Genomic DNA, 13706 nt, shown 5'->3' with positions numbered 1-13706 from the left:
AATCACTGCAAAACCAATAATCCGACATTTTCATACTGATGTATTTTAATTCGGTTCAATATGACTCAGCTGAAACAGCGGATGTCAGAACCCAGGAAGTCATTCATTGCGCTACGTGCGCCTCTGATTGCCTGGCTACTGCGCACACTGATGAACGAAGAATTAATTGCAGCGGGCAATTGACAACATCTTGCGATTCAAACGGAGACCCTGGAATGGACTTTGAAACACTGATCAATATCAGGTCGTTAGAAGAAAGTGATGACGAAGAGCACGAGCCCCTGTTCCAATATCAGTCAACGTCTTGCTGTACTCAGAATTGAGAAGAAAAATTAGGGCCGGCAGGACTCGAACCTGCAACCAACAAATTATGAGTTTGCTGCTCTAACCGATTGAGCTACGGCCCCAAGTTGTTTTCTGGTCATCATTTATACTACACGGCTCAGCAGCGGATTCAAATCCGTTTCAGCCTCTGAATGTTCGTGCGGGGGGAAGGCGATAGCTTACTGGAGACCCCGGTGACTGTCAAAGCTATGAGCCGGGAAAGCCGTAATCCTGCCTAACTTTCCGTCAATTTGACGCTTCTGTTGATCTCTGACACGCGACAGGGTAAACAGGATCCTGCGATGTCCTCTTTTTCTTCCGAAAAACCTCTGTTGCAGGAGGCCTGCTTCCAGTATGTTTCGCGCCCCTCTCTATTACCTGCTGCTGTTACATATCGGCTTCATGCCCGCATACGTCGCTTCTGCGCAGGCAGAAGATCAGACTGCGAAAACAACGCCGTCTGCCCCCATTCGTGTGGGAACAGTCATCGACGGGCACATTCACCCGGCTCTGTGTCGTGCGGCCAACGGCGATCTGCTAGCCGTCTATAACGAAAACGGGGGCGGCGGCAAAGAACTGTTGCTCTCTCGTTCGACCGACGGCGGCCTGCACTGGTCGACCAGCCAGCCCATTCCCAGCATCAAAGACTGTTCGATTTATCCCGGTTCACTCACCACACTCAAGAGTGGTGAAATTGTACTGCACTGGTCCTGTTATCGCGTGGAAGACAAACGCCGCTGGCGCGTGCCCCAGTTTTGCACATCAAAAGATAACGGCGTCACCTGGTCCCCCGTCACAGAAATTCCAATGGAGGATCTGACGAACTATACCTGCCTCAGACATCCGATTCTCGAACTCGATGCCGACCGCTGGGTCTGCCCCTTTTATGATCGCACGGTCATTTATCACCGCAAATCAAATACGGTTTCTTCGTTCGGCGATGGTCGGAATCACGGCATGGTCCCGCTGGTGCAGACAACCAGGGGAACATTCATCAGCGGCGCGCCACAAGCCAGTTCCCCCGTCCCCGCCGGTAAACCGGGAAACATGGTGTACGGCCTGCGTTCCACCGATCAGGGACAAAGCTGGACCGCGTTAAATAATCTCCCCTACTTCGGCGTCGCCGGTTATGATTTGACGGCTCTGAAAAACGGGAACCTCGTACTGACTTCGATTCTGTACGGCGTGGGCCGCGATGACGAATGGGCCTATGAACTGACGCTTTCACACGATGAGGGGCAGACCTGGGACAAAACAAATTCCGTCATCATTTATAACCCGGGGCGTCCCATCAAAGGCCGCGGCTGGCCACGCACGGTGCAAATTGACGAGCACACACTGGGCACGCTATTTTATGACCTCGATCCCCAACAGACAGGAGGCCCCGGCGTCTTTTTCGTGCGGACCCCTTTTGTCGCATTTCAACCAATGCAAAAAAACTAATTCGTCGCACGGGCAATCTGACTCGACCGCCACGCTTCTGCATACAGGCCAAATCCAATCTGCACCGGACGCGCTGCATCTTGCAATAATTTTGTCAATTCTGGATCAAAGGGAGAAACGCCGCGTGCTCTGAGCAGACTGGCTGCCTGCAAGGAAACCGCCTGATCATAGTCTGCCAGACTTTTGAGTAATGCTTCCAGATCGTCTGGATGTTGAGTCACTAATCGTTCTGCATACGCATGCGCGGTCGTTTTTTTGCCGTCGGCGTCGGCGTCAATCCAGACCGCGCCCGTCGAACCCACCACGTGTGATTTGTATTCCGGAGCATCCGGCTGATACGGTTTGGCGAGCGGCCAATAAAGGCCAGACACGCCGAGCCCCGTCGCAATCGCCACCAGATGACAATCATTGGGTAACGGCTTCAGTTTCCAGGTCCCTTCCCATTTCACGCCCCCCTGGTCTTTGGAATCGATCTTTTCCCGACGAACCAATTCCCCGTTCGCATACAGGCTGATCTGATCTGCGCTGACCCACCACGGTCCCGAAACGGTGAGACTCACTTCCAGATCCTCAGAGGCAGGCACCAGTTCTCCCGGCCCATATTTGCCGTTCACTTTGATTTGTGTGAACAATCCGTAAGAGAGCAGCACCTTGCCGTCCACGAAGTTTTGAATGGTTTGGCTGACATCAATTTTCGCGGGATCTTTATCATCCGCCTGAATGTACGTCCGCGCCTGGCCCACGATATAACGGCTGACATCATGCGAATCGCTACAACCCACCGGCGTTAAAAACAAACCCCGGTTCAGTGCACCAAACCAGTCGCAATACAACTGCATGAAATCAGTTTGCGTCGCACCGGAGTTGATAATTTCCATCGCGTTCGCCCGCAACCGCCAGCCATCCAGATTTTCCCCGGTTAAACTGAGATGATTCCTGGGATCGAAGGGACGATACTTCGAATGGATATCGCGAGCATGATTCAAAATCGCCACTTTGACGTTCGGCGTCTCATAAATACTATCAAAAACCCCATCCCAGTCGGGCAGTTTATAATCGGGAATCGGCCCCTCTGCCTGAACGGGAAATACATTAAAGTGCCCCCACTTGGTGGTGACTTCGTTTCCGATGACCGGTGTAAAATACTGCCGTACGTTCAATTTTCGAGATAACGGTTCGTAGTCGATTTGCTTGTTATGATCGGTGGCAATGGGAAACTCAATCTGCTCCCCCGCCAGCGTCAGCATGCGTTCTTCCATTGAACAGTCGCCGTGCCCGGAATGAGTCAGCGTGTGAATGTGCGTATCGCAGCTGACATAACCTTTGGTATCGACTTCGCGGTTGATCTTGAGCTGGACCTTTTTCTCATCGCCGACTTTCAATTCCACCGTCCGAAAATCAACGCCATATTCAAAACCCCGCCCGGCAGCGATGATATACGTACCGGCCGGCAAGCGAAATTGAGTTTTCCCCTCGCTGAGATACATCACCCCGGTCCTTACCGCCTGCCGTTCGTTCGACTGCGCCGTCGTCGCCACCAGCGTCTTGTCGATATTCACAATCGTAACGCGACAAGGAAGCGGCTTCCCCGATTGACCATCGACGACTTCGATCGAAAGCTGCGCCTCCGCCAGAACCTGCTGCTTCGATCCGGGAAAGTAAACGATTTCTCCCACGCGAATATCATCCGGGTCCAGCTTACCCGATTGAAATATCCGCAACTGATTCTTGCCTGTTTTGACTGTATTGGGGGGAACAGCCAGCAGCAGCTGTTGATCATTCGCATCCGGAACCAGTTTCCCGAGCACGGTGCCGTTCAGCTCGACACTCCAGCCTTGCTTCACATCGTCCTGCCTCAACAGGAGCGTGGCTTCACTCGGATTCGCTTCAGCCTCGAACGGAACCGACAACTCTTTCTGCTGGCCCGATTCCGGAAACGTCGACCACTCACGTTCGCCCGCGCTGCGCAGGTGAATCATCTTTGAAGTGACGATCACCGACTCGCCTGCCATCACCGTTCCAGTCACAGCCAGAGAGAATAAAAGAGTCAATAATGTTTGTTTCATCATCACAAGCGACTTTCCAGCGGGCAGTTTCATTACGGTTTCATTTAACGGAGCCATCAATGACTGCGGTTTCTTTTTTCGTACTTTGCAACAGATACGCCAGCAGGTCATGCAGTTGCTGCGGCGATAAGATTTCCAGCAGGTTTGCCGGCATCAGCGAAAGCGGCGACTGTTTCTGTTCTTCGATCTCCTCTTTGGAAATCGTAAATTCCTTCCCTTTATTATCGACAAAAACTAGAACGGCTCCCTCTTCCCGCCGCTTCAGTCCCGAGAAGACTCTCCCGGCGTCGGTAATAATCGTGGTCGTGCGGAAATTGATATCGACCGCGCGATTGGGATCGAGCACATCTTCCAGTAAGCGTTCCAGGCCCCGATTACCAATTCCATCCAGCTGCGGACCGACCACGGCCCCCTTGCCGGCCAGTTGATGACAGACGGCACAGTTCTTCTCGAACACCGTTTGACCATTTTCGAGAGACAGCTTGAATGCCTCATGCGATTTCAAATGGGTGGCGATATTCTCCTGTGTTTTTTTCTCTCGCGGGGGCAAGGCACTGATTAATTTCTGCACGCGTGTTTTGAGACTTTGATCAGCCGCCTGTTGAATTTGAATCTGAATCCCCGGCTCCGTCAGCAGTTGAGGCGCAACGATGCCTTTTTCTGCATAGCTCACCAGTTGGTCGGCTCCCTGTGGTTGCTTGGATAAGACCTCCGCCAACTGAGTCTGCAGACGAGAGGGATAGGACTTAAATGCCCGCTGAAACAGAGCATCAAGCTGATCCAGTTTCTGGTGAATCACTGCCTGAATGACGGCGTTTTGAAAAACATCTGTCGCAGCAACCTGCACCGCTGGCAGAGGAAACAGCGGCCGAAATGCGTCGGTTCCATCCACTGTGATCACAGCCAGCGCCAACTCATTCATCAGACCTGGATCAAGACGTTCCGCAGACAACAGGTCAACCAGCTTCTCACGGGCCGCACGCATGTGGAACTGCTGCACCAGAAACACAGCCGCCGACAGACGACTGTTCTGTTGCTGCAGACTGATCGGGGGCACGGAAACAATCGCCGGCTGAAATCGCCCGACCGCCAACCAGGCATACGCCTTTCCGGTATCGCCGTCCACAATTTCCAGATAACCCTGCTCACCCGCAAACTCTTTCAAATCCCAGCTTACTTTTTGGGCCAGATCATTGCGCGGCGCAGAGACACGCTTGATTACGCTGTGGTCTTTCGACCGTTTCAATTGCACATAATTCAGACCATGATCGGGTTGTTTGGGAAAGCCGACATGCCCTGCGATATAAAATTCCAATTGAGCGGGGATCTTAAAATCAGCGGAAACCAGACGACCGGTAGCCTGTTCTCCGGCAGTTAGACTGCAGAAAAACGGGGACGCCTGATCGCCGTCCGCAGACGCCCGCTGCTGCACACCCCAGGGATTCGCATGCTCCCCCTCAACAACAGGCAGGTTCACCCATTGATTCGGCTGGTCGGCATTCGCCGCCAGCAATTTGTCTGTAAGCTGCATGGCCCACGCCGTGAGCGCGGGATCAAACTTCAATCCCTTTTGCTGGTATCCCTGCAGCACGGCTTTGATGATCTCAACCTGCAGATCCAGATCGCCGGCTAATTTCGTGCGGGCCAGCTCGATCATGTGCGGTAACTTATCTGCCGGTAAATAACGGACGATATGCCGAAAGTAATCGGGCAATACTCGTTGATCAATCTGCTCCGTTTGCAGGGTTTGAATTAAATACAAGGCCGCCTGCTCTGTCGGCACGGCCAGAGAGAGCTGTGCCAGTTCTCGTCGCTGTGCTGAATTCAAAGTTGACCAGTCCAACTGCTTGAAGACCAGAGAATCACGAATCTGCAGCATCAACGCCCGCCGCACGACATACTCTAGATGATTGTCTTCCGCAGGTACTCTCTGCCGCAATGCAAACAACGGCTGAATGTTTTCCAGATTCGGATGCAATCCCAGAGCTTCAGCAGCCGCCCGTTGCACGAAGGCATTTCCATCTTCCAGTGCGTGTACCATCTGTAAGCGATTCTGCTCATCCCAGGAGGTTCGTTCAGCAAGTATTTTCGCCGCATGAATCCGCACCAGTTCGGAGGGACTCGAAACGGCCTGCGAAATCAATTCATCCTTCAGCGCTCCCAGTCGAAACAAAACCCACAACGCATGCACGACAATCGTCGGCTGTTTCGCTTCGACGACCGCATGCTGCAAAGGCTCAATTACTGCCTGCCCCTTTTGATCTGAAAGATAATCCGTAATCAGCATGCGCGTCGTCAAATTCGGAGAACCCAGTAACTCAATCAACTGCGGGACACTTAATTTTGAATAGTCAACGTGTGTGTAATCTTTACCTTTACAAACAATCCGCCAGATGCGACCACTGTGACGATCGCGGCCCGGATGATCCAGGGGCACTTCATAGTGGCCGATAATTTTATTGTAGAAGTCCGCAACATACAGCGCGCCGTCCGGTCCCAGCCGGACATCAACGGGACGAAACCAGGGATCAGTGGTCGCCAGAAAATCGGGTTCTTCTTTCGCAACAATCGTCGAACCATGATACACGGGCGAATTGCGATTCAGACGGCAGGTCATCACATTGCCACTGAAGAAATTGCCCTGATACTCCTGTGGGAACTGTGCTCCCGAAATTATTTCTACGCCCGCAATCGCCGTCGAACCATGCAGGTGATCCATCATCTGTTTGACGAAGCCCAGGCCATCGTCGGGCTTGCCGAAGCTCGGATAATAGCCGCCGCGCAAGATTTGATAGATCGGTTTGGAATGACAGTCCGCGGTAAACAGGTTCCCTTTTTCATCGAACGTGGAGCCGAAGGGGTTCACCTGCCCGTGCGTAAAATGTTCGATGCGGGAACCATCGAGCCGCATCCGATACGTGTTCCCCGAATGCATTTCGATTTTGTGACCATCGCTGCCGCTCACACTCGTCTGATTATTAAATCCGTGATTCGCATACAGCCAGCCGTCGAAGCCTCGCCGAAACGAATTATTCATGCCGTGCGTATCACGTTCAAAACCCATCGGGCCAAACAGCCTGGTCACCTTGTCGGCTTTGTCATCGCCGTCGGTATCTTCGTAAAACGAAATATCGGGAATGCTGAAAGCGATTACACCATTCTTGTACGGATACAGGCCCATCGGAATATTCAGGCCTTCTGCAAACGTGGTGATTTTGTCGGCCCTTCCATCGCCGTCCGTATCTTCGAGAATCTTAATCGTGTCCTTGCCCTTAGCGCCCGGCTGGACGGGATACGGGTATTCGCTGGAATCCGTGATCCAGAGGCGGCCCTTGATGTCAAACGCCATGTTCAACGGCTTTTGAATCTCAGGCTCGGCTGCCACCAGTTGAATTTCAAACTCGGCAGGCAGCGTGAATGCTTTCAAGGCGTCTTGAGGAGACAGCGGCTCGGTGGGACGAATGAATTCCCGAAACGGATCACCGGTTTTTTGAGCGTAAAGCGAGTCATTTGTGAACAGACAAAAGCCCATCGCCAGGAACAACAGGTAGAGCGCACCGGATGTTTGTTTCATTGTTGATTCACCATAGGATATAAAATAGAAAAACCCGCCTGCTGTGTTCATATTCCATGAAACAGCAGGCGGGTTCAATCGTAAAGGATCAACCAGGCAGAATCAATCAGAAGCTATTCAAGTTCTTTGATATATATGTTACGGAACTGCATCAGACTGCTGGCGGGGCTGAAGGTTCCATCTTTCATTTTACCGCCATGATGCTGAAACGCGATCGGCCCCTGCTCTGGCACGTCAGGCAGTTGCGCATTTTCGAGAACCATCTTGTTGTTCATGATTACCGTCAAACGATCTTTGACCATGATGATAATGCACTTGTTCCACTCGCCCACCGGTTTGTCGGCATTCACTTTTGGTGTGACACCGGCTCTGACTTCTGGCGACAGACTTTGATTGCGGCGGTACGAATACACTTCGCCGGAACCGAGGGGCCAGCACCACATATTGACCTGTGCCTTGGAAGTGCCCCGCAGATAAATCCCCGAGTCAGCATTAGGAAGTTCCACCGTGATGACATTGCCCTTGGCGTCTTTGAGTTCCGAACCGTCGGCCAGAACGATCGGTACTTTGTATAAACCGGTGGTCTCTTTGATCCGCCATTCCAGACTCAAAATGAAATCGCCATACTCTTTTGCGGTCCAGAGATTTTTATCCCCTTTGGCTTCGCTCTGCGCGTCGTAGTCGATCACACCATCTACAACTTTCCAATGTCCGTTGTCCCCTTCGGGAACCACCCAGCCGGTAAAATCTTTGCCGTTAAACAGCGAAGTATAACCCGGATGTAAGAGATCCTCTGGTGATATTTTGATAATCGCCCCATCGGTAACTCCCCCCTCGCGCGGCAGACTTTTCTTTTGCCCAAAGACATCTGCCTGATTGAGTACCGGTAACACTGCGATCACACACAGACTCAATAATAATTTCTTAGCCCCGAAATTCATGGCTACCCTTTTCTCAAAACTGTTTACGAAAGCAGTATGCACCCCATGCCTGCTGTGACATTCATTATGCCTGCTGTGACATTCATTTCCAATCATCCTACAAGAACAGTGATCCCCTTCCCACCCAAATACGCAACTTTGTTAAGAGAATTCGGTGTATCTTTGTGCCACCCACCGATTTCGCAGCGAATGAAATTGATTTCCCGCTCCTCGCCGATTAACGTAATACGATGGACCCGGAATTTTTGATTCCCCCCGTCTCACTTGAATTCGAAAGATTTCATTCATGCGCGCTCTTTCTTCCCTGCCGGTTCGAAAGTTTTTTTGCTTGATCTGCGTCGGCATGATCATCGCGATTCAATTCACGCCCTGCTCACTGTATTCAGAAGAAACAAAACTCTCCTCACAGGAACAATTCTTTCTGCAAAAAATTCGCCCGCTGCTCGAGCATAAATGCCTCGGTTGTCACGGAAAAACACCGGACGACATTAAAGGCGAATACATCATGCTGAACCGCGAAGCCCTGATCAAAGGGGGGGAATCGGGAGCACCGGCCATCGTCGTGGGAAAACCGGAACAGAGCCCGTTCTGGAATGCGGTCACCTGGAAAGACGAAACTATTCAGATGCCCCCGCAGGAACGCAACCGGCTGAACGCCGCCGAAATCGCCGACCTGAAACAGTGGATCGCAGACGGCGCTGTCTGGTCAGATCAGAAACTGATTCCTCAAAATTCCCAAGCCGGCTCCTCCGCTGAAATCGTGATGTCCACTTCAGGCGGCCAGAGCCCGACCTGGACCAGTCGCACCTATCAGCCCGAAGATATCTGGGCCTATCAGCCCATCCAGCGCCCGGCGGTTCCCTGGGAAGCGCTCGAGGGCAAACACTCCGGCGAGCGACATCCGATCGACGCCTTCATTCAACAGAAACTCAACCAGAAACAACTCGTCTCGTCAAAACCCGCCGACCGAAAATCGCTCATTCGCCGCGCCACTTATGATTTAACCGGTCTGCCGCCGACTGTAAAACAGGTCGATGAATTTCAAAATGCAGATACAAAAACAGCATGGCCACAACTAATCAAACGCCTGTTACAAACGCCGCAATACGGCGAGCAGATGGCGCAGACGTGGATCGACGTCGTACGCTATGCTGACACCAGCGGTTTTGCAAACGACTATGAACGCCCCAACGCCTGGCGCTATCGCGATTATCTCGTCCGTAGTTTCAATGCCGATAAACCCTACGATCGTTTTATCATCGAACAACTGGCCGGTGATGAACTGGACTCGGAAGATCCGGAAATGCTGATTGCCACCGGCTTTTTGCGTAGTGGCCCCTGGGAGCATACGGGAATGAGCGTCGCCGCCGTCACCCGCCAGCTCTTTCTGGATGACATCACCCAGAGTGTCGGCGTCAGCTTTCTCGCACACAGTTTCCGCTGTGCCCGATGCCACGACCACAAATTCGATCCTGTCCCCACTCGCGATTACTACCGCATTCAAGCCGTCTTCGCCCCGGTGCAGTTCGCCGATCGCAAAGTCCCCTACCAGCCTTACGAAAACATTGCCGGCTTCGCGGAAATGAAAGTCCGTACCGAAAAGTTAATTCAGGAAACCAGAGAAGAACAACAGAGATTCAAAGAGAAAACCGATGCGGCCATCGCCGCCTGGCTGAAAAAAGAAGGCTATAAAAACCTGAAACAAGTGGACGCGGACAAACGGCCGCCGCTCCGCTGGTTCGGCCTCACTGAACTCGAAAAAAGTCTGCTGAAAATCAATAACAAACGTATCGACTACTTTGAGCGGGAACTCAAGCGGTACGAGCCTTATGCCTTCAGTGTTTACAATGGACCGCCGAATCATTATCAATCCACGAAAGCCATCAATCTCATCCCTGATCTGAAAAAACAAGAGGGAGAGCTCGAGCAGACCTTTATCCTGGCCGGCGGTGCCGTGACCGCGCCGACGGAAAAAGTCACGCCGGGAGTGCTCAGTGCCGTCGCGGGTTCGAATGATCTCGAGGAACCCAACGCCTGGAATACGATTCCCAGCGCTCAGGAAGGCCGACGCCTGGCACTCGCCCGCTGGATCGCCAGTTCGAACAATACGCTGACAGCGCGTGTGATCGTCAATCGCATCTGGCAGATGCATTTTGGCACCGGATTGGTCGCGACTCCGAACAACTTCGGTCAAAAAGGAGCCAAGCCATCGCATCCCGAATTGTTGGACTGGCTCGCAACCTGGTTCATGGATCATGGCTGGTCGATCAAACAACTGCATCAGTTGATTATGACTTCAGACACATATCAGCAAAGCAGTCATCCGGTGAATCCGGAACAGGTTCAGACCCTGGACCCGAAGAATCAGTTACTGTCTCACTTCCCCACGCGCAGAATGACCGCCGAGCAACTTCGGGATTCACTGCTGTTGATCACAAACGAACTGAATCCGGAACGGGGTGGCCCCGGCGTCTTTCCCGAAATCAACTGGGAAGTCGCGCTGCAACCGCGGCACATCATGGGATCAGTCGCCCCCGCTTATCAGCCGATGCCCCGTCCCGCACAACGCAATCGGCGGACCTTGTATGCCTTTCGTTATCGCACGCTGTCCGACCCGCTGCTGGAAGTCTTCAATCGGCCGGGTAGTGAATCCTCGTGCGAACGCCGGGATGAAACCACGGTCACCCCGCAGGCCTTTGCACTGTTCAACGGACAGTTCACACACGATCGCGCGATTGCCCTGGCGCACAAAATCAGACAGGAAACGAATTCAAAGCCAGCAGCGATTGAGCAAATTTTCCAGACGGTCGTACTGCGATCTCCTGAACCAGCCGAGTTAGCCGTCACACTCAAGCATGTCACTGAGATGCAGGACTATCACCGGGCGCACCCGCCACAGAAAGTCTCGCTGCCCCGTGAAGTCAAACGGGAAATGATTGAAGAATTGACGGGCGAATCATTTGCCTGGACCGAGAAACTGGATCTGGCTGACGGCTACATTCAGGATTTAAAACCCTGGGACGTCGATGCCGAAACCCGCGCCCTGGCGGAACTGTGCCTTGTTCTGATGAATTCCAACGAATTTGTTTATTTGCGATAAAAATCCCATGCACCGATTACAACGACGCGATTTTCTGTACGGTATGAGTGCCAGTCTCGGCACGGTAGCGCTGAACGCCCTGCTCCAGGCAGAAGAGAAATCCGCACCGAAAACACCGAATCCGGTTTTAGAAAAACCGCTGGCGCCGCGCGATCCGCATTTCAAGCCCCGCGCCAAAGCCTGTATCTTTCTGTTTATGGAAGGGGGCCCGAGCCACATCGATACGTTCGATCCCAAGCCGGCTCTGGAAAAACTGCATCTCAAAGAGTTCGTCCGCGAAGACAAACAGGTCTCTGCGATGGCCAGCGGCAAACGCTATTACATCAAGAGCCCTTTCCAACATCGACAGGCGGGCGAGTCGGGAATTTCACTCTGCGAACACTTTTCGCATCTGTCCGAAGTGGCTGATGAATTGTGCATCTATCACGGCCTGCAAGCCGAATCTATCAACCACCCCACTGCCTGCTACCATATGAATACCGGCAATCGCTTTGGTGGCGACCCGGCGGTCGGATCGTGGATGACTTATGGACTGGGGACCGAAAATCAGAATCTGCCCGCGTTCATCGTACTGCCCGAAGTCGCGTATCCTCAGGGAGGTTCTGCGAACTGGTCGAACGGATTTCTGCCCGCATACTTTCAGGGAACCGCCCTGCGCTCCCACGGATCGCCGATTCTCGATTTGAATCCCCCCGCCCACGTCACGCGTGAGACACAACGCAAAAATCTGGATCTGCTGGCCAAACTGAATCAGGCCGACATGCAGCGCCATCCGCATGAAGAACTGCTCGCCGCCCGCATGGAGTCCTACGAACTGGCCTTTCGCATGCAGGCGCAAGTCCCCGATATCATCAATCTGGACAAGGAAACCAGACAGACTCAGGAAATGTACGGCCTCGGCCAACCGGAGACCGACAGTTTCGGCAGACGCTGTCTGCTGGCACGAAAACTGGTCGAGGAAGGCGTCCGCTTCGTTCAGATCTACGCCGCCGGCTGGGATTCGCACGATTATCTCGAACGCTCACACAAAGCCCGTATGCAGGCCGTCGACAAACCGGTTGCAGCGTTATTAAAAGACCTGAAAGCCCGAGGCTTATTGGACGAAACGCTGGTCGTCTGGACGGGCGAATTCGGCCGCTCTCCCGATAATGGCATTCGCAGCGGAAGACAGGCCGCCGGCCGCGATCACAACGCGAAAGGCATGGCACTCTGGATGGCGGGAGGGGGCGTGAAAGCCGGTCATCGCATCGGCGCGACAGACGAAATCGGTGATCACGCTGTCGAAGTCGTCAACCCCATCCAAAACCTGCATGTCACTTTGGAACATATTATGGGCCTGGATGACAACCAGCTCACCTATTTCCATGAAGGCCGCTTCAAAGTCCTCAGTCAGACCGGCGGCGCCGTGATTAAGGAACTCCTCGGCTAAAGAGCAGTCACTCTTGTACGAGCGATTTCACCATCCGCAAGTGAGGGATGGATACGGCAAGGAACTCTTCGCCAACTGCAGCATAACCCAGTTTTTCATAAAACCCGACGGCCGTCGATCGCGCTTCCAGTTCAAGCGACTCCACTCCCTGCTGCTTGAGGTCCAGTTCCATGTTCTGCAGTAACTGCCTGCCAACGCCCTGCCTTTGATACTCCAGCGCGACCGCCATCTGGCGCAGTTTTGCTTTCTTCGGAGAAACAGGAATCGCCAGCGCACAGGCCACGACGCGGTGCTCTATAATCATGCCAAAATGCCAATACCCGGATTCCGCTGCCAGATCTTCTGTGAATAAATCCAACCCCAGAGGCTTGCGCAAGATTTCATTTCGAAGTTCGCACGCCTGATCGTACCACTCTGATTGAAACGCGATCCGTTCAAATTGCATCACACACCCATTCCACTTTCAATGCGATCAGAATCGCGATCAGGTTCGGCTTGATTGTAAATGACGGTTGAATGATGTAAACCATCTCTATACCCCCCCGATGTGATTCATAACGCGGCCATTTTCACCACGCCTCTGCACCACACCATACTTAAGTTTCCTCTTCAATATAAATACCAATGACATTATGAACATTGAACAATTCTCGAAAAACTCGACTTTCGCCATTTTTTCGAGGCAAAAATCTTCTAGCCCATGCTGTATTCAATAAAGGACTAAGTTTTTTCAGAGATTCTCGCGCAGCGCTTGAGTGAGGGTAAAAGTAATGACGGTTGTTACCGACCGAACGACTGAATTTATCATGCTGTTCTCGCGGCACAGCCA

The 13706-nt window shown here is 52.8% G+C and carries 8 protein-coding genes and 1 tRNA gene; 3 read left to right on the top strand and 6 right to left on the bottom strand.

Translation table 11 applies throughout. The features are described 5' to 3' along the window. Positions 1 to 333: 333 nt before the first annotated feature. A tRNA-Ile gene (locus Q0294_RS10485) sits at positions 334 to 407 on the bottom strand. Positions 408 to 678: 271 nt separating this feature from the next. Between Q0294_RS10485 and Q0294_RS10480 the strand changes: the two genes are divergently transcribed. After that, complete coding sequence (locus Q0294_RS10480; protein ID WP_299464496.1) at positions 679 to 1767, top strand: sialidase family protein; 1089 nt, start codon at positions 679 to 681, stop codon at positions 1765 to 1767. On the opposite strand, the gene Q0294_RS10475 is transcribed toward Q0294_RS10480, so the two are convergent. The 3 genes from Q0294_RS10475 to Q0294_RS10465 all read right to left on the bottom strand — a co-directional run bounded on the left by Q0294_RS10475 (position 1764) and on the right by Q0294_RS10465 (position 8348). Continuing rightward, the gene (locus tag Q0294_RS10475; RefSeq protein WP_299464492.1) at positions 1764 to 3866 is read right to left on the bottom strand and encodes a CehA/McbA family metallohydrolase; all 2103 of its coding nucleotides are present in this window, start codon (positions 3864 to 3866) and stop codon (positions 1764 to 1766) included. The genes Q0294_RS10480 and Q0294_RS10475 overlap by 4 nt on opposite strands. A 7-nt stretch (positions 3867 to 3873) precedes the next feature. Continuing rightward, the gene (locus Q0294_RS10470) at positions 3874 to 7407 is read right to left on the bottom strand and encodes a PVC-type heme-binding CxxCH protein (RefSeq protein WP_299464489.1); all 3534 of its coding nucleotides are present in this window, start codon (positions 7405 to 7407) and stop codon (positions 3874 to 3876) included. 113 nt (positions 7408 to 7520) lie between these two features. Then, positions 7521 to 8348, bottom strand: a complete 828-nt coding sequence (locus tag Q0294_RS10465; RefSeq protein ID WP_299464486.1) for a DUF1080 domain-containing protein — start codon at positions 8346 to 8348, stop codon at positions 7521 to 7523. Positions 8349 to 8634: 286 nt separating this feature from the next. Here Q0294_RS10465 and Q0294_RS10460 point away from each other — a divergent pair, with 286 nt between their 5' ends. Further along, positions 8635 to 11448 carry a PSD1 and planctomycete cytochrome C domain-containing protein gene (locus tag Q0294_RS10460; protein ID WP_299464483.1) on the top strand — a complete coding sequence of 938 codons (2814 nt, stop codon included), beginning with the start codon at positions 8635 to 8637 and terminating at the stop codon, positions 11446 to 11448. Between the two features lie 7 nt (positions 11449 to 11455). Next, positions 11456 to 12877: a DUF1501 domain-containing protein gene (locus tag Q0294_RS10455; protein WP_299464480.1), complete on the top strand. Its 1422-nt coding sequence runs from the start codon at positions 11456 to 11458 to the stop codon at positions 12875 to 12877. 7 nt (positions 12878 to 12884) lie between these two features. Here Q0294_RS10455 and Q0294_RS10450 read toward each other — a convergent pair whose 3' ends face one another. After that, on the bottom strand, positions 12885 to 13322 hold the full coding sequence (locus Q0294_RS10450) for a GNAT family N-acetyltransferase (protein WP_299464477.1): 438 nt from the start codon (positions 13320 to 13322) through the stop codon (positions 12885 to 12887). A 151-nt stretch (positions 13323 to 13473) separates the two neighbouring features. Further along, a partial coding sequence (locus tag Q0294_RS10445) for a hypothetical protein (RefSeq protein ID WP_299464474.1) occupies positions 13474 to 13706 on the bottom strand: 233 nt, incomplete at its 5' end.

It is taken from the genome of uncultured Gimesia sp. (assembly GCF_937919775.1).
Lineage (GTDB): Bacteria > Planctomycetota > Planctomycetia > Planctomycetales > Planctomycetaceae > Gimesia.
Note: the sequence above shows the minus strand (reverse complement) of the source record. Positions and strands in the feature narration are given on the sequence as shown.